Raw genomic sequence first — 25,688 nt, forward strand, 5'->3', positions numbered from 1 at the left:
TTAGATGGAAGAAATTCATAAGTAGTATAAATTGAAGAGAATAGTAGTAAATGGAGGAACTAATTATGCAGCAAATTAAAAAAATAGGAAACTCATTTTGGTATATGACACCAGTTTCTGAAACAGATAGACCTATATTAGGAATGGTTGTTGGAAAAGAAAAAACTTTAATGATCGATGCAGGGAATTCAGAAGAACATGCACAATTGTTTTTAGAAATGTTAAAAGAACAAAATGTATCGAATCCTGATTTTGTAGCACTAACGCATTGGCATTGGGATCATATTTTTGGATTACCTGTACTACAAGATGCATTGTCTATTGCACATTCTGAAACGAAAAAAGAGATGAGCACACTGGTTTCTTATGAATGGACAGATGAAGCTTTGGACACACGTGTAAAAGAGGGTACTGAAATTGAATTTTGTGCGGATTGCATCAAAAAAGAGTTTGAAGAAAAAGCGAGAAATATTAACATAATTCCTCCGACCTTAACGTTCCAGGATCAACTTGAATTAGACCTTGGTGAAGTGACATGCGTGTTAAAACATGTAGGCGGAGATCATGCACATGACTCTGTTGTTATGTATATAAAAGAAGAGAAGATATTGTTTTTAGGAGACTGTATATATGCAGATATTTTTTCTTCGAAGTGGAACTATACGACGAAACGAACTTTTAAATTAATAGAAGAGTTGGAGAAGTTTGATGCTGAAACCTATATACTTTCTCATGGGACAGCGATAAATCGAGATGAGTTTTTACAAGAAATACATTTGCTGAAAACAGTAGGAACATATACAGAAGCTCATAAAGGCGATGAAGAGAACATAAAGGAAGCGTATAAACGAGACATAGATAGAGAATTAAATGAAGATGAATTAGAAACAATAACGTTTTTTGTAAATGGTTATGAAATGGTGAATCTATAAAACGAAACTTTAATCAGATAACATTAAACTACACAAAAAGAGTATTGAATTAACTTTCAATACTCTTTTTAATATTAAGTTCCAACCAATTTCTAATTATTTTTACTGCACCATCTGAAGCTACATCATTTTTTGGTTTTTCATATAGATAGGTTTTTAATTTGAGACTTTCTTTGCTAACCCAGTTATATAGTCGAAAAACTCATTGTGGTTTACATCATATACGACATTTACAGGTCGTCCATCAGCAGTTTCCTCTGTACGTCCTTGGCTTGGTCCGTATGTATGAACGATACTATTAATTGTTTGAGTTTTTGCAAGGCTAGTGTTTTCGACAAGCGCGGTAGTTAGTACGTCCCATAAATAGTAAGTAGAGTTCGTTGAGAAGTGAACGAGAGGGGGAACCATTGCATAGCATTGACCAAGGAAATCAACACCAATATACTTTCTCTCTTTTGCCCACTGTTCACGAATGTCTATAGTTAACGGAACTTGGTTTGTACTTTCTAGTGTCACTAAGTCGATTTCAATATTTGATTCCCATACACGAGCTACTGCTTCTGGATCCCAAAACGAATTCCACTCAGCTGTTCCATCATGCTCTGGTTCATGTACATTGCCTGCAGTACGAAATGTACCACCCATCCAAACGAGACGTTCAATTTTATCTTCGATGATGGGAGCTTCGTATAATGCACGAGCAAGGTCAGTTAGGGGCCCAGTAAATAATAAAATTGTTTTTCCTTCCGTTTGTAGAAGCGTTTCTATTAAATGGTGATGTGCAGGCTTTGCTGCCATAGGTGTTACAACTTTTCCCGACTCATTTAAAATTGGTAAAGCATCTACATAAAATGCATGCATCCGCCATTCTTTTGGAAATGGATTTTTCGCACGGGAATTTGATGCGGCTACTTCAATATTATCTCTGCCGAAGCGATCAATAATTTTGCGACTTGCAGACATTGCGGGTTCTAAATAGCAATCTGCAGGGATAACTGAAACACCTGTAAGTTTGACATTATCCATCTGAAGTAATAAAAATAATGAGATTAAATCATCTACACCACCATCATGATTGAAGTACACTTTTTTCATCATTGTAATCCCCATCCTATTTGATTTAGTTAGAAATTAAACATGAATTGAGGAAAAGTCATCAATAATTTCCACCACTTCAATTTCGCCATCAATCAGTAGCTCAGGAAGTTCATTTCTAATATTTCCTTTCCAATACTCTCTAGCTTGTTCGATTTTTTGAGAAAAAGGAATACCATCTTCTTTCGGTAAAAGATTCCCGTCACCTTCAAAATAACTTCCAATCACTCGTAGTTTAACAATCTGTAAAACTTCTCGATTGTAAGAATCAAATAATGCTTTCCATTTTAAAGCACCTTCATAGCTTTTTGCAGCGTATAAACAAGATAATCTGGAAGGGTATTCAGGGAATTCTTGTAGCCTAACCATTTCCACAATCGCTTCTCTAATGGCTCTAATTGTTTGATCCATATAATTCATAACTACTTGAGCATTTTCAGTATTTATATGTAATCCGTCATTTGTATAATACTTATTTAAAATTTGCATGCAATCTTCACTGTCAGTATTTAATTGCTCTCTTTCAAAAAAGAAGCGATATAGAGTATTAGTTTGATTATTATCAAACTGAATGATTTGTCCAATGTTCATTTTTTTCCTTGTTACGATGTGATATGCGTAAAACTCTTGTTTATGCATGGGTATCCTCCTAGTAGTAATTATTATTTCAATGTTAAATTTAGTAATTCAACATTGAAATATATAAAACCTTTATAAGTAAAAATGAGAGTTTGAGTTGAAAGTAAAGAAAATATATGAAAACGTTTTAAATTTATTCACAAAATGGTCACTTACGAAGGGGGTTCCAATATCGATATAATGACAAAGACTCAAAGAGAAAGGATGATGAAATTTGCCAACAACAAGAAAGGAAAACCTCCAATTTGGTATGATGATGTGCCTTGGGATGGTTATTGTAATGACGTTTTATAACTTATTACTGAACGGTGCGGGAGGGTCAATTCATATTAAGGAGATCGCATTAGAACTATTAATTGGATTCATTATTGCACTATTAATTGAAATATGTATCGTTGGACCTTGTGCAAAAAAAATAGTATTGGCGTTACCGTTTGATAAATCGAAGAAAATAAATATTATAGTTGCGATGGCGACAACTATGGTAATCGGAATGGTTTTCTTTATGTCATTTTTCGGTATGGCTATGATGTATTTACATAATGGGCTACATGGTGGCTCATTCATTTCTATTTACTTTTCAATTTTTATTAAAAACTTTATGATGGCATATCCACTACAATTAATCGTTATGGGACCGCTAGTACGTTTCTTATTTGCAAAGTTTGTTTTGAAGAAATCTGTTAATGTAGCGTAATTTTTATTTGTAAAACATTATATATTAATAAAAAGAAAGGTGCATCTCACATTTTTGAGGTGTGCTTTTCTTGTTCATCCCTAGTTATTTCAAACTGATGTGACATTTGTCCTTTTGCCTTTATAGGATTATAGCTTTTAATTAAGTCAGAAATAAAAGATGAGGAGATGATTTTTTGAAAGGAATTATATTTGCTATTTTTGCTGGTTTATTTATAACACTTCAAGGAACTTTTAATGCAGAACTTAGTTCACATATCGGTATATGGTCGACGAGTATTATAACGCATTTAATTGGGTTCCTTATTGCAACAACTGTATTTTTGTTAAAGAAAGAAGAGAAAGTAATGGATTTAAAGAGTGTGAAAAAAGTATATTTAGTAGCAGGTGCATTTGGTGGATTCATTATTTATGCAGAAACGATGGCGATATATTCACTAGGAGTTACATTGACAGCTGGCACACTTATGGTTGCTCAATTGTTAACGGCAACAGTTATTGAAATGAAAGGACTGTTTCATATAAAAAAGATACAGATGGAGAGATATCATATTGTGGGAACAATAGTAATGATTATAGGTATTGTTGTATTTAATGTGTAAATGAAAGGAGGAAATGAGTATGGAGGATAGATCAGGTTTAATTACGCATTATTTGAAGACTAATAAAACACTCGAGTTTTTTTCAGGAATAGATACAGCTTATTTTCATGTAAATCATTTTGAAAAAGGGGAGCTTATTTGCAATATTGAAGACGAAATGAATCGTTTATATTTTGTTGTTAAAGGTAAAGTAAAAGTTTATACGATTACACCAGAGGGAAAGAAACTGATCCTTCGTTTTATCAATCCATTGGCAATTGTTGGTGATATTGAATTAATACAAAATAGTAAAGCACATAATGCCGTTGAAGCTTGTTCACATGTTGTAGCGATCTCCATTTCTCATACGGTAATTAGAAACAAGTTAATACAGAATCCCATATTTATGAAGTTCTTGCTTGAAAACATTGCGAACACGTTAAAAATATCGACCCGTTTTACAGCTCTAAATTTACTTTATCCAGTGGAAGTACGTGTAGCTAGTTATTTACTTTCTATTTTCACTGATAGTAACGGGAATATGTATAAAGAAGATTTGGATGCAACTTCGGTATCAAGTATTGCGGATTTTATAGGGGTGAGTTATAGGCACGTAATTCGGGTGTTACAAAAATTTTATAATGAAAAATTAATTGAAAAGAGTAATGGAGTTATTGTAATTAAAGATTTATCTAGAATGAAGGAAGTCGCGAAAGATAATATATATGAGAAATGAAAAGGGGAGAGGGAGTATGATTGGGTTTAGTTTAGCGATAGTAGCAGGAATATTAATTAGCGTACAATCTGTTTTCAATACAAAAGTGAATGAAAATGCAGGGCAGTGGTTAACAACTGCATGTGTTCTTGGAATAGGTCTCATAAGTTCTATTCTATTTTATATCATTACAGAAAACAGTATTAGCATTAATTTTTATACCACAAATTATTTATTTTATGTAAGTGGATTGTTTGGCATCGGGTTAATTATTTGTATAATGGGTGCAATAAAAAGTTTAGGTCCAGCGTATACGGTGTTAATTAGCCTTATTACTCAATTAGTTGTTGCGTTATGTATTGATACATTCGGATTATTTGGAATGGAGAGCATTCCATTACAAATAAATAAATTAGTTGGGATAGGTCTATTAATTGTAGGGGTAGGAATTTTTAAAAATCTATTTTCGAGTAAGCAAGCTATTAAAATAACTGAGGGTGAGGTTTAAAGAATATAAAGGAAAAGGTATTAATAATCAGATTATATATAGAAGGAAATACCATTATAATATGTCCCTGTTAGTGAAGGATTTATATCTATTTGATAAAAAACGTGAGTTAGTAATTAGTGTAGTTGAAAATAGTAAAGAAGACATCAATCTGTTGAGGTCTTCTTTATTAATTGTTTTGAGATTATATTAACTGAAGTAGAAGAGTATGAGAAGTGGTTATTGGAAAGGAGAATGGGGATGAAAATAAAATATTACTAAATATACGTAACTAATGCATACAATGTCTTTTTCAGTTATTATGTTGTAAATAATTTTATGGTAAAATCTTTAACATAATGAAATAAAGGGGTAGTATTCTATGGGTTATTTTTCAAATGGTTTATTAGTCTTATTTGTTCTTATCGTCTGTAGCTGTATGATTTTTGGTTGATAATATTATGACATGTTTATATAAAAGAAGTTAACTGAGGTGACGTTAACTTCTTTTTATTTTATGCTGAGAAGGAATTCTATCTTTGTTATTGAAGTTTATTTTTACATTGATCAGGTTTTTGTAAAGGGAAAGTTTATGAAACATAAACAAACCGGAGAATAGGGAGTATTTACATGAAAAATAGTATACGCTACACAAGTGAACATCCTACAGATTTTAATGGATTATTAACCCTATACGAATCTTTAGGATGGAATTCTCTTAAATTAACGGTTAATGAATTAGAACAAATGTGTAAACAAAGTTGGTATGCAATATATGCTTTTAAAGAGCAACAATTAATAGGGATGGGGCGTATTATATCAGATGGTGTAATAACAGGAATTATTTGTGGAGTAGGTGTATTGCCAGAATATCAGTCTATTGGTATTGGGAAAGAAATAATAGAACGATTAGTCCAGCGCTGTGAAAAAAATAAGGTTATCCCACAACTTATGTGTGTGGAAAAATTGCAATCTTACTATGAATCTGTAGGGTTTGAAGCATTCTCTATTGGGATGACAAAACATATTATGAGATAGCGGTGCTTTATATTTTTAGTTTACCCGTATATATTTTCAAACTTCAGTATAAAGGAGAGTTGCTGTATGGAGATTGCTAAAGGGGTAGAAATGTTACAACTTGAGTTTCAAGAATTTATAATTCACCCAATTCTTTTATGGAGTGATGAAATTGCAGTTTTAATAGATACTGGTTTCCCTGGACAATTTGAAGATATACAAGTAGAGATGGAGAGAGTTGGGGTATCTTTTGATAAGCTAAAAGTTGTGATTTTGACACACCAGGATATAGATCATATAGGTAGCCTTCCTGATTTATTGGAGAATGGTGTAAGCGATATTAAAGTTTATGCGCACGAGTTAGATAAGCCATATATTGAGGGGAATTTACCTTTATTGAAAGATGTACATGTAGAGAACCTACCAAAAGGAAAAGTGAGTGACACCGTGATTGACGGGCAAGAACTTCCGTATTGCGGTGGGATACTAATTCTACATACTCCTGGACACACTCCGGGTCATATTAGTTTATATTTGAAACAAAGTAAAACTCTTATTGCAGGAGACTCTATGTATAGTGTGAATGGAAAGTTAGGAGGAATTCACGCCCCAACAACTTTAAATGTTAAGGAAGCACAGCAGTCTTTGAAGAAGTATTCAAATCTAGATATTGAATCCATAGTTTGTTACCATGGTGGATTAAGTAAGGAGAATATAAAGATTCAAATTCAAAATTTGTAAAAGTTGAAGAGGAATTTTTTGTTAAACTGTGCTGAAGTATAATCTAATTAATAGTAAATAAATAATAAAAGAGCATGTTTGAAAAAAATTCAAACATGCTCTTTTATTAAAGTAAATCAGTTTAATATGAATGGCCTAATCCGTTCCAATAAAACAAAACAATTTCTTGTGCTAATTCATCTATATTTGCAAGAATAGGATTGTGATTTTCATCTTTAAAATTCCCAATTGATAATAAAGATACGAAAGCATGAGCAGCAAATTTAGCGTTTCCTTTAGAAATTTCTCCAAGTTGCATTGCATTATCGAGTACTTTTTCTAATACTTCATACATGTTATCTTCAGCATTTTTTAATTGCTTCAATTGTTCTTCAGATAATGATAGTTTTGCATCTTTCATAAAATTCTTCATATCAATATCTGTCGTTGCGTGTAAGTAGACTTTAGCGAAGTCCAATAACCTTTCTTGTAATGTTTTATTTGTAGAAAGGATTTGAGACATATTCTCTCGTATACGTACCATCATTTGAATCATAGTAGCGGTAAATAAATCTGCTTTTGTTGAATAGTAATAGTAGACGGTTGCTTTCGTCACACCACAAACTTTTGCGACTTCATCCATAGAAACAACTTGATAATTTTGAGTAAGAAATAATCGAGTTGCAACTTCTAAAATTAGTTCTTTTGTAGATTTTGTATTTTTATTTTGACGAGGCCTTCCAAGAGGACGTTGTTTTTGTTCCAAATCCATTCGCTCCTGACATGTATTGTTTAGATAATTATAACATAATTTTTATTCATTCTTGATTAATTAACCGACCAGTATATATAATTAATAGTGGAGGGAAAAAGGAAGGTGGGTTTTTATGAAAAAGCACCCGTTACATATGTTAGGGAGGCTTGTAGCAGGGAAGCATACGCAATGGATAACTTTATCGGTTTGGGTTCTTATTACATTATTACTTTCATTTACGTTACCACAAGTAAATAGTACGAAAGAACCGAATCCGAAAAATTTACCTGAAACTGCTATGTCGCAGCAAGCGGAAGCACTTATGAAAAAAGAATTTCCAAATAATGCAGGAAATCCTTTGTTAGTAGTATGGTATAGAGATGGTGGATTACAGTCAAAGGACTATAAACTCATACAAGACGTTTATAAAGAATTAAAGGCCAGTCCTTTAAAAGAACAATCAACGTTACCACCATTTGATACAATCCCGGAACAAGCATTATCAAAAAGTGCATCAAAAGATGGTACATCATTTGTTACACCCGTATTCTTTAATAAGTCAGCTGGAACGGATATATTAAAAGGAAATCTTGAAGATTTAAGAAACATAGTGAATAGTAAGGTCGATGAAGATCCGTTCAAACAAAAAATAAGTGACTCTGGTTTACACGTTCGATTATCTGGACCAGTAGGTATTCAAACAGATGCAGTTAGCTTATTTAGTCAAGCAGATGTGAAGTTATTAGTTGCTACTGTATTACTCGTATTAGTCCTATTAATTTTACTGTACCGTTCACCAATCTTAGCAATTTTACCTTTACTTGTTGTTGGCTTTGCATACGGTATTATTAGTCCAACGCTTGGTTTTTTAGCTGATCACGGATGGATTAAAGTAGATGCCCAAGCAATATCAATCATGACAGTGTTATTGTTTGGTGCTGGAACGGACTATTGTCTATTTTTAATTTCGAGATATCGGGAGTGCTTGTTAGAAGAAGAAAGTAAATATAAGGCGCTGCAACTTGCGATTAAAGCATCTGGTGGGGCAATAATAATGAGTGCATTAACGGTAGTACTTGGCTTAGGAACATTACTACTTGCTCATTATGGTGCCTTTCATCGATTTGCAGTACCATTTAGTGTTGCAGTATTCATAATGGGAATCGCTGCTTTAACAATTCTTCCTGCGTTTTTATTAATCTTTGGCAGAGTTGCGTTCTTCCCGTTTATACCGAGAACAACTTCAATGAATGAGGAGTTTGCAAGAAAGAAAAAGAAAGTCGTAAAGGTTAAAAAATCAAAAGGCGCCTTTAGTAAAAAACTTGGAGATGTAGTAGTACGAAGACCGTGGACAATAATTATGCTTACTGTATTTGTATTAGGTGGATTGGCTTCATTTGTAACACGTATTCAATACACATATGACCTATTAGAATCGTTTCCAAAGGATATGCCTTCACGTGAAGGGTTTACATTAATTAGTGATCATTTTTCAGCTGGTGAACTAGCGCCAGTAAAAATTGTTGTTGATACGAAAGGAAAAGCGCTTCCTATTAAAGAAAAACTAGAGAAATTTTCTTTCGTAAAAACAGTGAAAGAGCCAAAAGAGGGTAAAGAAAACAAGCAAATTAAAATGTATGAGGTTTCTTTAGCAGAAAATCCATACTCAATTGAAGCATTAGATCAAATTCCTAAATTGAAAAGTAGTGTAGAAAAAGTATTAAAGGATGCTGGGGTTAGCAATGCTGAAGATCAGCTATGGATTGGCGGAGAAACAGCTTCATTATATGATACAAAGCAAATTACAGAACGTGATGAATCAGTTATTATTCCAGTAATGATTAGTATTATAGCTTTACTATTACTAGTCTACTTACGCTCAATTGTTGCGATGGTTTATTTAATTGTAACTGTCGTTTTATCATTCTTCTCAGCATTAGGCGCAGGATGGATATTACTTCACTTCGGTATGGGTGCACCGGCCATTCAAGGTGCAATACCGTTATACGCATTCGTATTTTTAGTTGCTTTAGGTGAAGATTATAATATCTTTATGGTTTCAGAAATATGGAAAAACAGAAAGACACAAAATCATTTGGATGCAGTAAAAAATGGCGTTATACAAACAGGTAGTGTCATTACATCCGCAGGTTTAATTTTAGCCGGAACTTTTGCTGTGTTAGGAACACTTCCAATTCAAGTGCTCGTTCAATTTGGTATTGTAACAGCAATTGGTGTATTACTAGATACGTTTATTGTAAGACCACTACTTGTACCGGCAATCACAGTCGTTTTAGGCCGTTTTGCTTTTTGGCCAGGGAAACTTTCAAGAAAGAGTGAAGAAATACAAAAAGTGGATGCATAGTTGAAAAAGCCAAGGATATTTTCCTTGGCTTTTTTCAATGTAATTCATTTTTTGAAGTCAAATCATCAGATACAGAATGATCAGCATCTTCAATATCGGTTTCTGGCATTCCATATAAGCCGTTCATTGCTTGTTCTTCGATATTAAGATTTGCAGTATGATTATTTTGAATTGGTGTAGCGTTTTCGGTAACAGTTTCTTTTTTATTTTCATTTTTGTTATTCATGTATGAATCCTCCAAATTTCATTTGATTTATCTATAGTATGTGGATGGATTTCTAGAAATATGTGAATTGATTCTTATAGATGTTATATAATTAAATAAACAATTAGGGTGAAATGTAAACTGTTAGGAGTGAACAATTATGGTGAAAGCAAGGAAATTAGCCTTCTAAAATAAAAAGAAAATTTTAGGAGGCTATTAAAATGAAGTTTCATGTAATTGATAGAGAAAATTGGAATAGAGAGCAGTATTTTGAACATTATTTAGAATTAAAATGTACGTTTAGTATGACAGTAAATGTTGATATTACGCTTCTGATAGAGAAAGTACATCAAAAGGGAATTAAATTTTATCCGACTGTTATTTATATAATTTCGAGAATAATAAATAAACATAAAGAATTTCGAACATGTTTTAATAAAGAAGGAATTTTGGGCTATTGGGAGAAAATGATACCTAGCTATACAATCTTTCATATAGATGATAAGTCTTTTTCAAGTATATGGACGGATTATTCAAGTGATTTCCGCATTTTCTATAAAAATTATGAAGAAGATATGAGATGCTATGCTAGTGTTCGTGGTCTTTTCACGAAAGAAAATATTCCGCCTAATGTATTTCCGATTTCTAGCATACCTTGGACTAGTTTTACTGGATTTAATCTTAATATTAATAATGATGCTGATTTTCTATTACCAATTATAACTTGTGGGAAATATTTTAATGAAGAAAATAAGGTTATGCTACCAGTTTCATTGCAAGTTCATCATTCGGTTTGTGATGGATATCATGCGAGTCGATTTATTGAAGAGTTGCAGGAGTTAAGTCATACTTGCAACGAGTGGCTTAAGTAACAACTGGTTTTTAATTATAAACAATTGAAAATGAATAATAGAAGAGAACATGTTTATATTGCATGGTCTCTTTTTTATTCATTAATACGAAGTAACAGTGGAAAATATAGGTTTATTTATAGTTTAATAGTAAAGAGGAGTATTAATTTTAATTTTCTTTATTTTATAATTATATCGTTTGCAAAGTTTCTTATTTTTTAATAATAAAGGGGAAAGTAAAAATGACATTAATATCTATAGAAAAAGCTACAATTTTAGATGCTGAAAAGTTAACAGAAATAATGACAAAAACATTTGATGAAGAAGCAAAACGCTGGTTATATGGCCAAGATGATGTAATTGACTATAACATCCAACCACCAGGGTATTCTTCAGTAGAAATGATGAAATATTCGATTGAAGAACTGGATTCTTTTAAAATAATAATGAATGAAAAAATAATTGGGGGAATTATAGTTACGATCTCTGGTAAGTCATATGGTCGAATTGATCGTATTTTTGTGGATCCTGTTTATCAAGGAAAAGGAATTGGATCATATGTTATCAAATTAATAGAAGAGGAATATCCGAACATAAGGATTTGGGATCTCGAAACATCCAGTAGACAAATTAACAATCATCATTTTTATAAAAAAATGGGCTATGGAATAGTTTTCAAATCTGAAGATGAGTATTGTTATGTAAAAAGAATAACTGTAGAGTCGGCTGAAGAGGACCTAATAAAAAACAAAGATATGAAAAATAGCCAATACGAAAACAGTAATCTAGCAAATACAGAGTATTATCAAGTGAATTTAAAAAACAGTTCATTTGTGGGTAGTAATATAAAGCATATGGATATGAGTAATTGTAATGTAAGTCAATCAAAGTTTAGAAATATAAATTTTAGAAGTTCTTCATATGCAGATTTAAACCTTTCTGGTAGTAAATTTAATTTTGTGACTTTAGGTGGGGTTCAATTTAAAAATACAAGTCTTGGAGATGATAAAGATCCTATTTTATTCGATAAATGTGAGTTAGAAGGTAGTATAGTAAGTAATAGTAACCTGAAAAATATGGAAATAGTAAATTGTGATATAACCGGTATGAAAATAAATGGTATTCCAATTGAAATGTTACTTGAGTTATATAATAAAGTAAAAAGTTAACCGGTAATTGGAATTGGTGTAGATAGGATGTTTGTAAATTGAATGTTATGCTGAAATAATTATGTAAAAATAACATAAAGAAATACAGAGGAGAAGGGCTTTCAACCAGGGTTCTAGAATAAATATGTATTGTTATAGATATGGAGGAGAAAAGATATGGGGATCAAAGTAAGAGCGGTAGAAATTCAAGATGCTAGAGCAATTCATCGTATATGCATACAAGATGATGTTTTACCTTATATGGTTTTCTTACCTAGCATGCGTGTAGATGCAATGGAAAATAGAATTCGAAATTTAGCACAGAATCAATTTGAATTTGTTGCAGAGTATGATGGAGAAGTTGTTGGATTTGTTGGGTTAACTCAAAGTCCAGGACGTAGATCTCATTCGGGGGATTTGTTTATAGGGGTAGATAGTGAATATCATAATAAAGGTATTGGACAAGCTCTTCTTACAAAAATGCTTGATTTGGCTGATAATTGGTTAATGTTAGAGAGAGTAGAACTTGGTGTTTTAGAAACGAATCCTAAAGCGAAATCTCTATATAAAAAATTCGGATTTGTAGAAGAGGGAGTAAAGATAGGGAATTTGAAGGCTCACGGGAAGTTTATTAATGAAATTATGATGAGTCGTTTTAGACCTGACGGTTTAATCGTACATAATGGATAGTGAAAAGCATGACAGTATAATGTCATGCTTTTTATTTGTTAGTTGTTGTTAGGCAGTTTGGGTTGCATTAAAAATAATGCTAAACCAATAAAAATAACTGTAATGCCTAGTCCTTGTTGTAAAGAAATAGTCTCATTTAATATAAAGTATGCCAGCATACAAGTTCCAATCGTTTCTCCTAGAATACTCATAGAGATTACAGTAGCACTCATCCATTTTAATAACCAATTAAAAATTGTTTGCCCTAAAATCGTTGCAACAAACGCTAAGCCAATAAAACACAACCAAGTTTGCGTAGAGTAATGGATGAAAGATTCTTGCTGCATGTAAGCAAATATACCAAGAAAACAGGCGCTACTTCCATAACTAATTACCGAATACGGTATAAGTGATAAATCTTTACGAACATGTTGGCTAATGAAAAAGTATGCGGTAATAATTCCGGCCGCAATAAACGCTAAAATATCTCCGTATAAAGCTTCACCGCTAATTTGGAAGTCTTGCCATCCAATTATGATACTTCCTGAAATAGCGATGAGGCAACCAATGACTGCACCTTTCGTAAATATCTCTTTAAATAGAAAGTAACCGCCAATCATTGAAAATAAAGGTTGTAACGTTACGATAACTGTAGAACTTGCTACAGAAGTATATTGTAATGATTCAAACCAAAGTACATAATGGGTAGCTAAAAATAACCCTGATATGAATCCAAATCCCCATTGTCTTTTTGTTACTGTGTTTAGCTCGTTTCGATTATTTTTATTGAAAAGTAACAAGGGTAACAAAATTAGTGTAGCAAAGAATAATCGATAAAAAGCGATGATAGCCGCAGGAGCATCGGCTAATTTTACAAAAATCGCTGAAGTTGATAGGGCAAATACGCCGAAAAATAAGATGAAATATGAAAGAATAGGTGATTTCACAGTTTGTCCCTCCGATAGTTTGTTTATTATAATGAACTTTATACGATATAATGTACAAAGGTAAGTATATAAGTCACTGAGATGATAGGAAAGGATTATTTGTCTTTGTTTACTATGTCAGCACAAAGACAGTGAAAGATGCAATATGATGGACGAAAGGAAGTTTTTACTATGATACATGATAGACTCGGACAAACTGTATTAAGTTATCGGAAGAAAAATAATATGACAATTCGTGAGTTTGCTGATTATGCAGGGATTAGTACTTCACTAATTAGCCAAATTGAAAGAGGATATGCGAATCCTTCTTTGAGTGTATTGGAATTAATTGCGAAAGCATTAAATGTACCATTATTTACACTTTTTATTAATGAAATCGATACAGATTCACTCATTTCTAAGAAAAAAGATCGCAAGAAAGTATATCGGGAAAACAATGATCACATTGTATATGATGTATTAACACCAGATTTTATGAAAGCACGTATTGAAATGTTAATAATGGATTTAAATAAACAAGCAAAAACAACGGAAGGTCATTATTCACATGAAGATAAGGAAGAAATTGCTGTTGTCATGAAAGGAGAAGTGTATGTGGAGTTAGAAGGAAAAGAGTATTTTTTAGAAGAAGGTGATGTTGTACGTATTCCGCCAAATGTGAAACATCGTTTTTTAAATAAAAGTGATGAATCTAATCATATTTTATTTGTATTGACGCCATCTTTAGGATGAATATAAATTGATTTTTATTACGGGGGATAAAAAGATGGAAAATAAAACTGTTTTAAGAGATGGCCTTTCAATTATTTCTCAATGTAAAAGACAAACAAATGATATTTGGCATGCACATTTCGGTGCAGCTGCAATTGCTAGTTATTTTTTCATGAAAGATAACAATGTGAAAGAAGAAATAATTCGTAGTATGTATTCTCAAACAAAAATGATGCTAAGCAAGCAAAATTTAGGTGAAGTCATCGATAATAAAGAAGAAATTGATTTTCAAAGTGCTGAAAAAATGATTATAAAATCATTGGAACATACAATTGATGAACTTCATTGGGTGGGGCATAATGTCATTTATGCTGCATTAAGTTTATTAGCTATGAAAGAGTTACAAAAATGGGGCGATAATCAAGAGATTGAAGGGATTACTAACCTTATAATATCGTTTCGAAAAACAATTCCTGGTAGATCATGGATTGGTTTTACAACAAAGGGAGTAAAACAATTAAATATAAAAGATGAGATAGAAAGTGAATTAAGAAATCCGAAACAATTATCTACGTTTATTTTAAAAGAGCTTTCGCAATTTAATATTATTTATAGAGCGGAAGCACACCATGATTTAATTGGTCATTTACTTACTTTTTCTCATGCAATTAATATTATGTATGACTTAGGGCATAGAGATATATTCCATCGAGCGTTGTGTCCACTGTTAAAACTAGTATACGTGTTACGTGCTAGTCAAAACCTAACGTCAAATAGTGAAATAACTTTACACTCACCGATAGATTGTTTACCTTTAGTCGAATCTAAACGTGCTCATATGTTACCAACAGAAAATCAATTTTGGCTAAAAGACTATGGTGAATTTGATTGGGATTTCGGACATATCTTTAAATTTTCATATAGTTACTTTGATCATATTAAGAGAGCTCCAAAATATAAAGATATAACATTAGAGAAATTCCGATTTGTTATTCATACGTAATAATGTCTAATGAACTGTAAAAAAGGGGCTAAATTTCAAATTTTTTGTTGATAGTATATTATTTTTATATTTGTAAGATTTTACATGTGTATTTTACTTTTACTAATTATGTAAATAGGCTATACTAAAATACATACATTTTAGTATTGGAGAGAGAAGTAAAACGATATGGAATTAGTGAAATTGGAAAAAGTCATTGAAATAAAGAAAGAAGAACTTTTATATTTAGTATCGGATTACGGAATTCAGCATGAAAAAGTATTAGCGTTAAGCCAAGAAATAGACAAATTGATTAATTACTTTATGTTTTTAAAATAAAAAGAACTATGACGTGATTTGAAAATGTTATAGTTCTTTTTTATTTGGAAATTCCGATGTATATTCTATATACTGTTAATTGATAGAAAATTCAATTTCATAGGAGGGGCATAAATGATATTACATACACACATTTCAGGCGAAGGTGAACCGATTGTACTTTTACATTCTGGTGGTATGACAGGTTTAGTAGAATTCGAAGAACAGGTAGAGTTTTTTCGAGGGAAAAACTATCAAGTAATACGTCTTGATTTAAGAGGACATGGAAAATCAGGGGGAACAGTAGATAATTATTTCCTGCGCTCTGTTAAAGATTTAAATGATACTTTAGAGCATTTGCAAATTATTAGATGCCATATAGTCGGTGTTTCACTAGGAGGAATCGCTGCTTTATTATTTGCAAAAAAATATCCAGATAAAGTGAGAACGTTAACTTTTTCAGGTATCTTTCCGCTTAAGAGAGGAAATTGGGAGGAGTCTCAGGAGTACGAAGCGAAGTGCCACCAGCAATTGATGGAAAATGAAGAAGTAATAACATATATGAATCAAATCCATGAAAAAAGTGATTGGAAAGCATTGCTTGAATCGTGGCAAGTTAAAGGTTGGTACCCATTTGATGAGACGGGTGATGTAGCTAATCTTGAAGTGCCTACACTTTGTATTGCTGGGGGAGATTCAGAAGATGAAGTTACAGCTGCTACAACGTTCAAACAATTAAACGACAACATACATATCGCCGTTATTCCGTTTGCCGGTCATTTAGTTCATAATGATCAACCGGAAATATATTCGAATATATTGTCTAATTTCTTACAGAATGCACAAGCTGCTAGTCGAATATAAGGACTTTTGGGTATAATAATAAAGGAATTATTAATTGTATCGGTTAGGAGCGCAGTACATATGAAAACAGTTGTTGTTATCGGTGGAGGTATAACGGGACTTTCTACTATGTTTTATTTAGAAAAATTTAAAAAGGATTATAATATTGATTTAAATTTAATCCTTGTAGAAAAAGAAGAGTATTTAGGCGGTAAAATCCATAGTGTAGAAGAAAAAGATTTTATTATGGAATCAGGAGCAGATTCTATCGTTGCCCGTAATGAATATATTATGCCACTTGTAAAGGATTTAAATTTAGAAGAAGAAATGGTATATAACGAAACGGGTATTTCTTACATATACTCTGATAATACTTTACATCCAATTCCTTCTGACACTATATTTGGGATACCGATGAGTGTCGAGTCGTTGTTTAGCAGTACGCTAGTATCAACGAAAGGGAAAATTGTTGCTTTAAAAGATTTCATAACGAAAAATAAAGAGTTTACAAAAGATACTTCACTTGCTGTATTTTTAGAAAGCTTTTTAGGGAAAGAATTAGTGGAAAGACAAATTGCTCCAGTGCTTTCAGGTGTATATTCCGGTAAATTGAATGAACTTACTATGGCATCGACATTACCGTATTTACTGGATTATAAAAATAAATATGGAAGTATTATTAAAGGTTTTGAAGAGAATAAAAAACAATTTCAATCAGCGGGAAACAAAAAGTTCGTATCATTTAAAGGTGGACTATCTACGATTATTGATCGTTTAGAAGAAGTGCTGACTGAGACTGTTGTTAAGAAAGGTGTTATAACGACAGCTATAAGGAAACAAGGTGAGCACTATGAAATCTCCTTTGCAAATCATGAATCCATCCAAGCTGATTCTGTTGTTGTAGCAGCTCCGCATGATATTGCAGAAACTTTATTACAGTCTACTGAGTTAAACGAGCAGTTTCATACATTTAAAAACTCATCTCTTATAAGTATTTACCTAGGATTTGATATATTAGATGAACAATTACCGGCGGACGGCACAGGATTTATCGTAACGGAGAATAGTGATTTACATTGTGATGCTTGTACATGGACAAGCCGAAAGTGGAAACATACATCTGGAAAACAAAAGCTATTAGTAAGAATGTTTTATAAGAGTACCAATCCAGTATATGAAACGATTAAAAATTATAGTGAAGAAGAATTAGTACGAGTCGCTTTATACGATATTGAAAAGAGTCTCGGAATTAAAGGTGAACCAGAAGTAGTTGAAGTTACAAATTGGAAAGATTTAATGCCGAAATATCATTTAGAACATAATCAAGCGGTTCAAACATTACAAGAAAAAATGACGGATCTATATCCAAATGTATATTTAGCTGGTGCCTCATATTACGGTGTCGGAATTGGTGCATGTATTGGAAATGGAAAGAACACTGCAAATGAAATAATGGCAACATTAAATGAACCGTCAAATTAATAATGCATAAATAAATAAAATGTCCCTCCGTTATGCTGGAGGGACATTTTATTTATTTTACTTGAATTGAGACCTTTTTATTTGTTGTATTATTCTCAGTGATTGTTAATGTTATGTTCCCGGATTCTTTAAATGAATATGATGAGAGTTGATAAAGCTCTTTTATACCGTGTTTCTCTTTTAATTTATTGGCAGGAATTAATGTAATGTTCGGTTTCCATGTTTCCTGTTTACCGGAAGGATAGTTTACTATTATTTCTGGATTATTTAATTGCATTTGTTTCCAAGAGGCGAAATATAGTGCAACTTCTGTATCTTTTTTTAGTAATTCTTCTGAGAAATATCCAACTTCTCCAACATTACCAAAAACAGTAAAGTTTTGATTTTGAAGTGTAATATCTAAATGTTTAGGTTGATATGTTGCTGCGTGATAGATTCCATATGAAAGTGAAAGAGTAGCGGCGATTAACATGCTGATTGAAAATGTTTTAAGGCTATTGCCTTTAAAACGAGTCATCATGAATGAGTTTGGAGCCAACTTTTTTGCGAATAAAAATAGGAGTAGTATGAGTAAGAGGGATAAGCCGATGAATATATACATAGAACATTTACACCTCCACAATAAAATATGATATTAACTATATTTTACCATAAATGTATGGCGTAGGGCGTTTTTTTAGAAAAGAAAAGTGAGCAAGGAATCGAATTTATAAGACATATTATTACGAGCGGAGTGATGGAAATGAAAATAATACAAATAATTTTAAAAAATGAAGGAAAGAACGGAATGTGATTATAGTCATTTGTTAATGAGGTAGATACACTTCTTAGAGAAACTGGTTTTTTAAGTATAAATTGGAGACAAACAGCTCCATGTCATTGGGCATTAGTTGCACATAAATAGGGAATAAAGAGATAATCATAGCACTTTGATCATCTCTTTATTTTTTCTAATCATGCAAAAACAAGAAGGGTTACTCTTAGTTCGTATTGAATTAAGAGGATAAGCTCCTCCTGAAATATTTGATTAATGGGACATTGAGGACTTTCCTAATTATTAATATTTTTTCTGCTATAATGAATGAGTAGAAAGAAAGGAGCGATCCTATGGTATTTCCTATATTAGAAACAGAACGTTTGCGTTTAGTTGAAATAGAACAATCTTATTGTCAAAAAATATATGAAATCTTTTCATTGGATGAGGTAACATGTTATTACGGCATGAATTCTTTTACGGAGTTCGGACAAGCTTCACGTATGATTGAATCTTTTTCGAAAAATTACTTCGAGAAAAAAGCGATACGATGGGGGATTGTACTAAAAGAAACAAATACTTTAATAGGTACAATTGGATTAAATAATTTACAACTATGGAGTAAACGATCTGAAATTGGATATGACTTACACCCTCGATATTGGGGGAATGGTTATGCGTCAGAGGCGGCCGGGGAAATTATTCATTATGGATTTCGTGATTTAGGCTTATTTAGAATTGGTGCTATTACATACCCTGAAAATGTTACTTCTTGTAAAATGTTATCTAAAATAGGTTTTCATAAGGAAGGGTTATTACGTGGATACATTCATCAAGGAAATAAGCAACATGATGCACTATTGTATTCTATAATTCGAACGGATGTAGAGAATATAAATTTATAATAAAAAACCCCTCTTATAAAAGAGGGGTTAAATAAAAATTAACCTAACTTAGGTAATAAACGTTCTCCGCTTTTCATGCTACTTTTACATAAAGGGCATTTAGGCTCTTCTTCAAATGAAAAGTTCTTTCTCATCCATCCTAAACAATCCTCTGCTTCACATTCCCAGACAGGGGTTTGTTCTGGTGGTACTTCTGCTACATCGTTCTTTCGATTGCGATACATATAACCACTCCTTTTATGTAAAAAATTTTAGTTATATATTAAAAAGGTTGTTAACCGTGCTGGTAACAACCTTTTTATTGTTTGAATTATAGCTTTACAACGTTTTTAGCTTGAGGTCCACGGTTACCGTCTTCAACTTCGAAGCTAACTTCTTGACCTTCGTCAAGAGATTTGAAGCCGTCGCCAGTGATAGCTGAGAAGTGAACGAATACGTCGTTACCGTCTGCAACTTCGATGAAACCGAAACCTTTTTCGCTGTTAAACCATTTTACTTTACCTGTTAATGTCATGGTAATGCCTCCTAAAATTTAAAAAGATTACAATATGATCGGCCTTATTTGAATGAAAAATAAAAGTTCACATATTATCAAAAACCCATAAGGAGTATAAAATGTTCCTGATTGATACTTGATAATATGCAAAGAAAATACAGTGTTAAATTGACCTTAATTACTATCTTACAACAAATGGTGGGAAATAGCAAGTGCTGGTAATACCAGTGAATAATCTTGGTGATAATAGTAAAACGCACAAAGTCATCTCTTTTATTTATATATTATTCCTAATTTGGGTTTATGCTAAACTGAGAAGTTTTTTTATTGGAAATTTGTGTTAGGAAAACGATATATAGTATAAGAATAGTGTTGATGTATTTGTTAAGGAGGCGAAAATATTGCAATTTACTCAATTTAAAATAATTGAAGCAGCCAAAGAAGGAAGAAAAAAAGTTCATCCAGTATTCGCTGTTATACTTGCAATTGTATTTTTAACGTTAGGTGAATTGTTCATGTTATTTATGTTGTTTTTACCGAAAACAGAAACACTTTTAATGAAGGCAATTTATAGCGATATTGAGATGATATTGACGTTTGGCGGAGCTATATTTTTTGTTTTTTTATGGATCAGATTCGTAGAAAAAAGATCAATTTCATCTATTGGCTTTTGGAGTAATCAGTGGATAAGAAAATATTTGAAAGGTGCATTAATAGGTTTTGTTTTCATTTCAATACCAGTTATGCTCCTTTTATTAACAGGAAATGTACAACTACAAATGCAACAAATTACATCAACCGCTATACTTGGGATTGTGGGATCTTTAGTTGCTTTTTTAATACAAGGTGCGACAGAAGAAATTGTTGTTAGAGGGTGGTTATTTCCAGTTCTTTCTGTTAGAAGCCGTATATGGGTCGGGATTGTTGTGACTTCTTTTTTATTTGGTTTTCTTCATTTACTAAATCCAGGTATTACAATTCTTTCAATATCGAATATAATATTAGTTGGTGTGTTTGCAGCTTTTTACGTTTTGAAAGATAGTAGTCTTTGGGGCATATGCGCATGGCATTCCATTTGGAATTGGGCACAATATAATGTTTTCGGTTTTGCAGTTAGTGGAATGACAATGTACTCTACACCACTTTTTAAACCTGTAACAAACGGAGGGGAATCCCTTCATGGAGGCTCGTTCGGAATTGAGGGGAGTATCATAACAACAATAATGCTTTCTATCGCTTCAATTATTTTATGGAGACAGTTGTGGGGGAGGAAAGCGAAACAAGGGAATTTAAGTTAATGAAAGTGGGAGAAACTATGGGGATTATAGCGTTTGAGGGAGCAAGTGCGGTTGGTAAGAGCACAACGTGTCGGGAGTTAGAAAAGAATTATGGTGCTTATATTATACCCGAAGTGAATTTTTTATTTGAAAGACCAAAAAATGAGCACAGAACATGGTATTTTGAAAAACAAGTAGAGCGCTGGAATATAGCAATGCAGAAATCGAAGCAATATGAAATAGTAATACTTGATGGCGACATTTATCAACCACTTAGTTATAATTGGTGTTTCCATTTTGAAATATTTGATCAGCCATTATCTTTAATAGAAAACTTTTATAAAGAAAAGCTGGTCAATAGGGAAATTGGTTTTCCTGATCAATATTTTTATTTATATACGAATGATGAAGAGCTGAGAAAACGGAAAGAATCTGACGAGACAAAAAGAAGAAGAAACTTTGAAAAACATTTACATATATCCAAATCGTTTCAACGCTATTATGAAAATTTAAATGCCGTTACAGACGGATACTGCAAAGTGATCGAAGCAAAAAGTGTAAAATCGAATGAATTAGAAATTGTAAATAATTTAAACAGTTTAAATGTTTGTGAAGAGAGCCGTTTTGATGTTTCGAAGTTAGATGCGATTACGAAGTGGTTAAAAGAACATCGTGCATAAAAACAACGAGTACCTTATAAGGCACTCGTTGTTTTTATTTGTATTATATATTGATTTTAAAATTTATAAGTTTATTTTTTCATTTTTCTTAATAGCATTAGCATATTTAGCTAGAAAGAGCTGAGAAGGATAAACTGGTATACAATAAACTCATATTTATTCATCTCATTTATATTTAGGCTAACATATATTTTTAAAATTTAAAACGAAATGCTTAGAGGTAGATTTGTATAAAAAAAGATGGGGTATTTTGACAGAATAATCTTTCAATTAACAATAGAAAGAAATATAATATAAGGAAATATATATGTGTGTCAGGAAATAGTAAATATGTAATAAATGAAAATGAGACTTGAATTGAGGCGAAAAAATAGGTAGAGATTAACTACCTGCAAAAGCTTAGTTGGTTCAACCTATAATCAATATTTCGAGTTATTATTTGTGAAAGGAGAATAAATGTAAGTATAAAAAAATTATTATTTCAGATCTTGATGGGACTTTATTAAGAAGTGATAAAACAATTTCAGAAAGTGAAAGTTATGTTTATGTAAAATAGTATGAAAAAATAAATTGCAGTAGGCTAGTAGGCTGCGAAAAAAAGAGATGCTGCATCTGTTTTTGATAAATAGATATTATGAATGGGATATGTGGGAGGAAATAAGCAAGATGAAAACATTATTTAAAATAATAGGTATTTTAGCTGGTATGGCGGTAATCGGTGTAGGTTTAACATATGGTATGCTGTATTATTTGAATAATAGTAAACCAGCTGCGAAAAAGGCATCACCAGCCGCTCCAGCAATAGAAGTGCTAGCTGATAGTAATGTAAAAGCTGAAGATGCAAAGCTTTTAGAAAATGGCAATCATTCATTACCGAATAGCGGTTTTAATAAAAATTTCAAATGGACAGATGAGAACATACAAACAGCATTACATGAAATGGCACATCAAAAAACGAAAGCTGATCAAAAGTGGGGCTATATTTTTATCACACAAGAACGTATTGAAAGTTTACTTGATATTGTAAAGAGCAATGATTTAGTACAAGGAAATACATATGCAGACATTTTAGAGAGATGGAAACAAGGGAAATATGAAAAGATGGACGCAGATCACAATAAGATTTGGAAATTACAAAGCGGGAATTTAGGTGAAGGAAAAGGGGTAATGTCAGAAGCGGAACAAAAAGAGTTAATTAATCAAGTGTTTATGCAAAAAGGTACATATTCGGGTAGTCAATTAATTGCAGGTGGGGGACAGACTAATAAATAAGATAACATTGGAAGAGAGTAAGTGCTTATTAGGCAGTTACTCTTTTTTGTGTGCACCTTTTAGTCTCGCTCTAGTAAGGAAAGAAACGATTGTAAAACGGGTGAAATCCATCTAGATTTATGATAGATTACATGACTTTGAATAACTGATGGAGTTTCAATAGGCTGATAACAGAGTTGTTCTTTTTGACAACTTTCTTGTACAACGATGTGAGGAAGAATTGAAATCCCTAACTCACACATAACGGATTGTTTAATGACTTCAACATTGGAAGTTTCAAATGTTTTAGCTGGAATATTGCCGCTTTGACGTAAAAAACGATCTACCATTGGTCTATAGCCGCAGCTTTGTTCAGTAAAAATAAACTGAGTATCTTTTAATAAACAAAATGGATTGGCGTGTGTAGAGTAATGGGGAGGTAAAATCCATCCAAATGTTTCATTACTAAAAGTACGCGTAATAAAATCATTATGTTCCATACTTTCTCCAATTATGAAAATAACATCTGTTTCTTCTTCACGTAATTTTTGTAATGCTTGTTCATTTGTGTTTGTTTCAAGTACGATATTTACTTTCGGGTTTTTCTGTTTGTAAATACGTAATAATTGTGGTAAACGGTACACTGCTAATGATTCGTTTGATGTAATACTCAATGTACCTTCTAATTGATCGGTATTTTGAGGGATTTCTTGTGCTTTTGCGTAAATTGCAAGTAATTCTAAAGCATAAGGATGAAATTGATGACCTGCTTTTGTAAGAAGTATTTTTTTCCCTAACCGATCGAAAAGAGGGAGATGTAAATCGTTTTCTAATGCTTTCATATGCGCTGTTACAGTAGATTGCGCATACCCTAACGCTTGAGCAGCTTTAGAAAAACTACCGTGCTTTACAATGGCACAAAATGTTTTAACGTGTCTCATTTCCATAAGCGATCCCTCTTTTATTATCATGATTTGTGAATGATTATATCATGTATTTCAATTTTCCGAATGGTTAAATTCTTTATAAAATAAAATTGTAGAAATATTCATTTAAGTGATATTGGAGGAGAAAAGATGATTGAAAAGGGTTATCATGTAGCTGTTGTGGGTGCTACAGGTGCAGTTGGGCAGAAAATTATTGAATTGTTAGAGAAAGAAACTAAATTTAATATAGTTGAAGTTACATTGCTTTCGTCAAACCGATCGGCTGGTAAGATAGTACAATTTAAGGGGCGAGAGCTCATTATAAAAGAAGCAAAAACAACTAGCTTTGAAGGTGTGGATATTGCCTTTTTTAGCGCTGGAGGAGAAGTTTCTAGACAATTTGTGAATCATGCAGTGTCTAGTGGTGCAATCGTAATTGACAACACGAGTGAATACCGAATGGCGCATGATGTACCGCTCGTTGTTCCAGAAGTAAATGCGCACACTTTAAAGGATCATAAAGGTATTATAGCAGTTCCGAATTGTTCAGCATTACAGATGGTGACGGCACTTCAACCAATTCGAAAAGCATTTGGAGTGGAACGAATTATTGTTTCCACATACCAAGCTGTGTCAGGTTCGGGAATTCATGCGATTCATGAATTAAAAGAACAGGCTAAGTCAATACTTGCAGGTGAAGAGGTTGAGAGCACTATATTACCAGTGAAGAAAGATAAAAAGCATTATCCAATTGCGTTTAATGTATTGCCTCAAGTAGACATATTCACTGATAATGATTTCACCTTTGAAGAAGTAAAGATGATTCAAGAAACGAAGAAAATTTTAGAAGACCCAAACCTGAAAATGGCAGCTACTTGTGTGCGTGTTCCGGTTGTATCAGGTCATTCAGAATCGGTTTATATTGAACTTGAAAAAGAAGCAACTGTTGCAGAAATAAGAGCAGTGTTGCTGGATGCATCAGGTGTTGTATTACAAGATAACCCAAGTGAACAGTTGTATCCAATGCCATTATATGCAGAAGGGAAAATAGATACATTTGTCGGGAGAATTAGAAAGGATCCTGATATACCAAACGGATTCCATCTTTGGATCGTTTCCGATAATTTATTAAAAGGTGCGGCTTGGAACTCGGTTCAAATTGCAGAAACGATAGTGGAAGAGGGAATCATTTAGTATTAAGAAAACTAAGGAACTGTTAATGATTACAGTTTCCTAGTTTTT

30 protein-coding genes and 1 pseudogene are annotated in these 25,688 nt (G+C 32.4%); 22 read left to right on the forward strand and 9 right to left on the reverse strand.

The window, feature by feature from the left end; translation table 11 throughout:
• Positions 1-65: 65 nt before the first annotated feature.
• Complete coding sequence (locus tag KZZ19_RS11295; protein ID WP_237981089.1) at positions 66-932, forward strand: MBL fold metallo-hydrolase; 867 nt, start codon at positions 66-68, stop codon at positions 930-932.
• 156 nt (positions 933-1,088) lie between these two features.
• Here KZZ19_RS11295 and KZZ19_RS11300 read toward each other — a convergent pair whose 3' ends face one another.
• Together KZZ19_RS11300 and KZZ19_RS11305 are read right to left on the reverse strand one after the other, a co-directional pair.
• Positions 1,089-2,030: a nucleoside hydrolase gene (locus KZZ19_RS11300; protein WP_237981090.1), complete on the reverse strand. Its 942-nt coding sequence runs from the start codon at positions 2,028-2,030 to the stop codon at positions 1,089-1,091.
• Positions 2,031-2,063: 33 nt separating this feature from the next.
• The gene (locus tag KZZ19_RS11305) at positions 2,064-2,666 is read right to left on the reverse strand and encodes a DUF2441 domain-containing protein (RefSeq protein ID WP_237981091.1); all 603 of its coding nucleotides are present in this window, start codon (positions 2,664-2,666) and stop codon (positions 2,064-2,066) included.
• Between the two features lie 214 nt (positions 2,667-2,880).
• Here KZZ19_RS11305 and KZZ19_RS11310 point away from each other — a divergent pair, with 214 nt between their 5' ends.
• The 6 genes from KZZ19_RS11310 to KZZ19_RS11335 all read left to right on the forward strand — a co-directional run bounded on the left by KZZ19_RS11310 (position 2,881) and on the right by KZZ19_RS11335 (position 6,903).
• Entirely contained in the window at positions 2,881-3,363 is a 483-nt protein-coding gene (locus KZZ19_RS11310; protein ID WP_237981092.1) for a DUF2798 domain-containing protein, read from the forward strand.
• Positions 3,364-3,538: 175 nt separating this feature from the next.
• Positions 3,539-3,964, forward strand: coding sequence for a DMT family transporter (locus tag KZZ19_RS11315; RefSeq protein ID WP_237981093.1), 426 nt, complete (start codon positions 3,539-3,541; stop codon positions 3,962-3,964).
• 19 nt (positions 3,965-3,983) lie between these two features.
• Positions 3,984-4,679 (forward strand): Crp/Fnr family transcriptional regulator, encoded by a 696-nt coding sequence (locus KZZ19_RS11320; protein WP_237981094.1) that lies wholly within the window; start codon positions 3,984-3,986, stop codon positions 4,677-4,679.
• Between the two features lie 16 nt (positions 4,680-4,695).
• Positions 4,696-5,166, forward strand: a complete 471-nt coding sequence (locus KZZ19_RS11325; protein ID WP_237981095.1) for a DMT family transporter — start codon at positions 4,696-4,698, stop codon at positions 5,164-5,166.
• A gap of 609 nt (positions 5,167-5,775) precedes the next feature.
• Positions 5,776-6,183 (forward strand): GNAT family N-acetyltransferase, encoded by a 408-nt coding sequence (locus KZZ19_RS11330; RefSeq protein ID WP_217613548.1) that lies wholly within the window; start codon positions 5,776-5,778, stop codon positions 6,181-6,183.
• 66 nt (positions 6,184-6,249) lie between these two features.
• On the forward strand, positions 6,250-6,903 hold the full coding sequence (locus tag KZZ19_RS11335; RefSeq protein ID WP_237981096.1) for an MBL fold metallo-hydrolase: 654 nt from the start codon (positions 6,250-6,252) through the stop codon (positions 6,901-6,903).
• A gap of 121 nt (positions 6,904-7,024) precedes the next feature.
• Here KZZ19_RS11335 and KZZ19_RS11340 read toward each other — a convergent pair whose 3' ends face one another.
• Positions 7,025-7,648: a TetR/AcrR family transcriptional regulator gene (locus KZZ19_RS11340; protein WP_237981097.1), complete on the reverse strand. Its 624-nt coding sequence runs from the start codon at positions 7,646-7,648 to the stop codon at positions 7,025-7,027.
• Positions 7,649-7,769: 121 nt separating this feature from the next.
• Between KZZ19_RS11340 and KZZ19_RS11345 the strand changes: the two genes are divergently transcribed.
• The gene (locus KZZ19_RS11345; protein ID WP_237981098.1) at positions 7,770-10,001 is read left to right on the forward strand and encodes an MMPL family transporter; all 2,232 of its coding nucleotides are present in this window, start codon (positions 7,770-7,772) and stop codon (positions 9,999-10,001) included.
• A gap of 34 nt (positions 10,002-10,035) precedes the next feature.
• Here KZZ19_RS11345 and KZZ19_RS11350 read toward each other — a convergent pair whose 3' ends face one another.
• Positions 10,036-10,227: a DUF4021 domain-containing protein gene (locus KZZ19_RS11350; protein WP_237981099.1), complete on the reverse strand. Its 192-nt coding sequence runs from the start codon at positions 10,225-10,227 to the stop codon at positions 10,036-10,038.
• A 200-nt stretch (positions 10,228-10,427) separates the two neighbouring features.
• Here KZZ19_RS11350 and catA point away from each other — a divergent pair, with 200 nt between their 5' ends.
• From catA to KZZ19_RS11365, 3 genes are all read left to right on the forward strand, one after another.
• On the forward strand, positions 10,428-11,078 hold the full coding sequence (gene catA, locus KZZ19_RS11355) for a type A chloramphenicol O-acetyltransferase (RefSeq protein WP_237981100.1): 651 nt from the start codon (positions 10,428-10,430) through the stop codon (positions 11,076-11,078).
• Between the two features lie 203 nt (positions 11,079-11,281).
• Positions 11,282-12,226, forward strand: a complete 945-nt coding sequence (locus KZZ19_RS11360) for a GNAT family N-acetyltransferase (protein ID WP_237981146.1) — start codon at positions 11,282-11,284, stop codon at positions 12,224-12,226.
• 156 nt (positions 12,227-12,382) lie between these two features.
• Positions 12,383-12,895 carry a GNAT family N-acetyltransferase gene (locus KZZ19_RS11365; RefSeq protein WP_237981101.1) on the forward strand — a complete coding sequence of 171 codons (513 nt, stop codon included), beginning with the start codon at positions 12,383-12,385 and terminating at the stop codon, positions 12,893-12,895.
• 38 nt (positions 12,896-12,933) lie between these two features.
• Here the strand turns inward: KZZ19_RS11365 and KZZ19_RS11370 are convergent, their stop codons facing one another.
• Positions 12,934-13,821: a DMT family transporter gene (locus KZZ19_RS11370; protein ID WP_098342522.1), complete on the reverse strand. Its 888-nt coding sequence runs from the start codon at positions 13,819-13,821 to the stop codon at positions 12,934-12,936.
• Between the two features lie 138 nt (positions 13,822-13,959).
• On the opposite strand from KZZ19_RS11370, the gene KZZ19_RS11375 reads away from it, so the two are divergent.
• The 5 genes from KZZ19_RS11375 (at position 13,960) to KZZ19_RS11395 (ending at position 18,157) form a co-directional block, all read left to right on the forward strand.
• Positions 13,960-14,553, forward strand: a complete 594-nt coding sequence (locus tag KZZ19_RS11375; protein ID WP_322349760.1) for a helix-turn-helix domain-containing protein — start codon at positions 13,960-13,962, stop codon at positions 14,551-14,553.
• Between the two features lie 34 nt (positions 14,554-14,587).
• The gene (locus KZZ19_RS11380; protein ID WP_237981102.1) at positions 14,588-15,535 is read left to right on the forward strand and encodes a hypothetical protein; all 948 of its coding nucleotides are present in this window, start codon (positions 14,588-14,590) and stop codon (positions 15,533-15,535) included.
• Between the two features lie 168 nt (positions 15,536-15,703).
• A complete protein-coding gene (locus tag KZZ19_RS11385; protein WP_000424361.1) occupies positions 15,704-15,853 on the forward strand; it encodes an aspartyl-phosphate phosphatase Spo0E family protein in 150 nt (49 codons plus the stop codon).
• A 114-nt stretch (positions 15,854-15,967) separates the two neighbouring features.
• Positions 15,968-16,696: an alpha/beta fold hydrolase gene (locus tag KZZ19_RS11390; RefSeq protein ID WP_237981103.1), complete on the forward strand. Its 729-nt coding sequence runs from the start codon at positions 15,968-15,970 to the stop codon at positions 16,694-16,696.
• Between the two features lie 60 nt (positions 16,697-16,756).
• The gene (locus tag KZZ19_RS11395; protein ID WP_237981104.1) at positions 16,757-18,157 is read left to right on the forward strand and encodes a protoporphyrinogen oxidase; all 1,401 of its coding nucleotides are present in this window, start codon (positions 16,757-16,759) and stop codon (positions 18,155-18,157) included.
• Between the two features lie 52 nt (positions 18,158-18,209).
• On the opposite strand, the gene KZZ19_RS11400 is transcribed toward KZZ19_RS11395, so the two are convergent.
• On the reverse strand, positions 18,210-18,758 hold the full coding sequence (locus tag KZZ19_RS11400; protein ID WP_237981105.1) for a hypothetical protein: 549 nt from the start codon (positions 18,756-18,758) through the stop codon (positions 18,210-18,212).
• Between the two features lie 506 nt (positions 18,759-19,264).
• On the opposite strand from KZZ19_RS11400, the gene KZZ19_RS11405 reads away from it, so the two are divergent.
• Positions 19,265-19,816 carry a GNAT family N-acetyltransferase gene (locus KZZ19_RS11405; RefSeq protein ID WP_098342517.1) on the forward strand — a complete coding sequence of 184 codons (552 nt, stop codon included), beginning with the start codon at positions 19,265-19,267 and terminating at the stop codon, positions 19,814-19,816.
• Positions 19,817-19,854: 38 nt separating this feature from the next.
• Here the strand turns inward: KZZ19_RS11405 and KZZ19_RS11410 are convergent, their stop codons facing one another.
• Positions 19,855-20,040 carry a cold-shock protein gene (locus KZZ19_RS11410; protein ID WP_000286198.1) on the reverse strand — a complete coding sequence of 62 codons (186 nt, stop codon included), beginning with the start codon at positions 20,038-20,040 and terminating at the stop codon, positions 19,855-19,857.
• Positions 20,041-20,126: 86 nt separating this feature from the next.
• Positions 20,127-20,330 (reverse strand): cold-shock protein CspD, encoded by a 204-nt coding sequence (gene cspD, locus KZZ19_RS11415; RefSeq protein WP_000176365.1) that lies wholly within the window; start codon positions 20,328-20,330, stop codon positions 20,127-20,129.
• Positions 20,331-20,713: 383 nt separating this feature from the next.
• Between cspD and KZZ19_RS11420 the strand changes: the two genes are divergently transcribed.
• The 4 genes and pseudogenes from KZZ19_RS11420 (at position 20,714) to KZZ19_RS11435 (ending at position 23,541) form a co-directional block, all read left to right on the forward strand.
• Positions 20,714-21,610, forward strand: a complete 897-nt coding sequence (locus KZZ19_RS11420; protein ID WP_237981106.1) for a CPBP family intramembrane glutamic endopeptidase — start codon at positions 20,714-20,716, stop codon at positions 21,608-21,610.
• Positions 21,610-22,269: an AAA family ATPase gene (locus KZZ19_RS11425; protein ID WP_237981107.1), complete on the forward strand. Its 660-nt coding sequence runs from the start codon at positions 21,610-21,612 to the stop codon at positions 22,267-22,269. Before KZZ19_RS11420 ends, KZZ19_RS11425 begins: the two co-directional genes overlap by 1 nt.
• 472 nt (positions 22,270-22,741) lie before the next feature.
• Positions 22,742-22,798 (forward strand): annotated as a pseudogene (locus tag KZZ19_RS11430) (HAD hydrolase family protein); the annotation flags it as partial.
• A 137-nt stretch (positions 22,799-22,935) separates the two neighbouring features.
• Positions 22,936-23,541, forward strand: coding sequence for a PRK06770 family protein (locus KZZ19_RS11435; RefSeq protein ID WP_237981108.1), 606 nt, complete (start codon positions 22,936-22,938; stop codon positions 23,539-23,541).
• Positions 23,542-23,600: 59 nt separating this feature from the next.
• On the opposite strand, the gene KZZ19_RS11440 is transcribed toward KZZ19_RS11435, so the two are convergent.
• Positions 23,601-24,467, reverse strand: a complete 867-nt coding sequence (locus tag KZZ19_RS11440) for a LysR family transcriptional regulator (protein WP_237981109.1) — start codon at positions 24,465-24,467, stop codon at positions 23,601-23,603.
• Positions 24,468-24,596: 129 nt separating this feature from the next.
• Here KZZ19_RS11440 and KZZ19_RS11445 point away from each other — a divergent pair, with 129 nt between their 5' ends.
• Entirely contained in the window at positions 24,597-25,640 is a 1,044-nt protein-coding gene (locus KZZ19_RS11445; RefSeq protein ID WP_237981110.1) for an aspartate-semialdehyde dehydrogenase, read from the forward strand.
• The last annotated feature ends 48 nt before the right edge of the window (positions 25,641-25,688 follow it).

Source organism: Bacillus thuringiensis (genome assembly GCF_022095615.2).
Taxonomy (GTDB): Bacteria; Bacillota; Bacilli; order Bacillales; family Bacillaceae_G; genus Bacillus_A; species Bacillus_A cereus_AG.

Bases quoted from the DNA above. Each gene is read 5' to 3' on its own strand.
- KZZ19_RS11295 (WP_237981089.1), top strand. From the start codon at position 66: ATGCAGCAAATTAAAAAAATAGGAAACTCATTTTGGTATATGACACCA.
- KZZ19_RS11300 (WP_237981090.1), bottom strand. From the start codon at position 2,030: ATGATGAAAAAAGTGTACTTCAATCATGATGGTGGTGTAGATGATTTA.
- KZZ19_RS11305 (WP_237981091.1), bottom strand. From the start codon at position 2,666: ATGCATAAACAAGAGTTTTACGCATATCACATCGTAACAAGGAAAAAA.
- KZZ19_RS11320 (WP_237981094.1), top strand. From the start codon at position 3,984: ATGGAGGATAGATCAGGTTTAATTACGCATTATTTGAAGACTAATAAA.
- KZZ19_RS11325 (WP_237981095.1), top strand. From the start codon at position 4,696: ATGATTGGGTTTAGTTTAGCGATAGTAGCAGGAATATTAATTAGCGTA.
- KZZ19_RS11330 (WP_217613548.1), top strand. From the start codon at position 5,776: ATGAAAAATAGTATACGCTACACAAGTGAACATCCTACAGATTTTAAT.
- KZZ19_RS11335 (WP_237981096.1), top strand. From the start codon at position 6,250: ATGGAGATTGCTAAAGGGGTAGAAATGTTACAACTTGAGTTTCAAGAA.
- KZZ19_RS11345 (WP_237981098.1), top strand. From the start codon at position 7,770: ATGAAAAAGCACCCGTTACATATGTTAGGGAGGCTTGTAGCAGGGAAG.
- KZZ19_RS11350 (WP_237981099.1), bottom strand. From the start codon at position 10,227: ATGAATAACAAAAATGAAAATAAAAAAGAAACTGTTACCGAAAACGCT.
- catA (WP_237981100.1), top strand. From the start codon at position 10,428: ATGAAGTTTCATGTAATTGATAGAGAAAATTGGAATAGAGAGCAGTAT.
- KZZ19_RS11365 (WP_237981101.1), top strand. From the start codon at position 12,383: ATGGGGATCAAAGTAAGAGCGGTAGAAATTCAAGATGCTAGAGCAATT.
- KZZ19_RS11375 (WP_322349760.1), top strand. From the start codon at position 13,960: ATGCAATATGATGGACGAAAGGAAGTTTTTACTATGATACATGATAGA.
- KZZ19_RS11380 (WP_237981102.1), top strand. From the start codon at position 14,588: ATGGAAAATAAAACTGTTTTAAGAGATGGCCTTTCAATTATTTCTCAA.
- KZZ19_RS11385 (WP_000424361.1), top strand. From the start codon at position 15,704: ATGGAATTAGTGAAATTGGAAAAAGTCATTGAAATAAAGAAAGAAGAA.
- KZZ19_RS11390 (WP_237981103.1), top strand. From the start codon at position 15,968: ATGATATTACATACACACATTTCAGGCGAAGGTGAACCGATTGTACTT.
- KZZ19_RS11395 (WP_237981104.1), top strand. From the start codon at position 16,757: ATGAAAACAGTTGTTGTTATCGGTGGAGGTATAACGGGACTTTCTACT.
- KZZ19_RS11400 (WP_237981105.1), bottom strand. From the start codon at position 18,758: ATGTATATATTCATCGGCTTATCCCTCTTACTCATACTACTCCTATTT.
- KZZ19_RS11405 (WP_098342517.1), top strand. From the start codon at position 19,265: ATGGTATTTCCTATATTAGAAACAGAACGTTTGCGTTTAGTTGAAATA.
- KZZ19_RS11410 (WP_000286198.1), bottom strand. From the start codon at position 20,040: ATGTATCGCAATCGAAAGAACGATGTAGCAGAAGTACCACCAGAACAA.
- cspD (WP_000176365.1), bottom strand. From the start codon at position 20,330: ATGACATTAACAGGTAAAGTAAAATGGTTTAACAGCGAAAAAGGTTTC.
- KZZ19_RS11425 (WP_237981107.1), top strand. From the start codon at position 21,610: ATGAAAGTGGGAGAAACTATGGGGATTATAGCGTTTGAGGGAGCAAGT.
- KZZ19_RS11435 (WP_237981108.1), top strand. From the start codon at position 22,936: ATGAAAACATTATTTAAAATAATAGGTATTTTAGCTGGTATGGCGGTA.
- KZZ19_RS11440 (WP_237981109.1), bottom strand. From the start codon at position 24,467: ATGGAAATGAGACACGTTAAAACATTTTGTGCCATTGTAAAGCACGGT.
- KZZ19_RS11445 (WP_237981110.1), top strand. From the start codon at position 24,597: ATGATTGAAAAGGGTTATCATGTAGCTGTTGTGGGTGCTACAGGTGCA.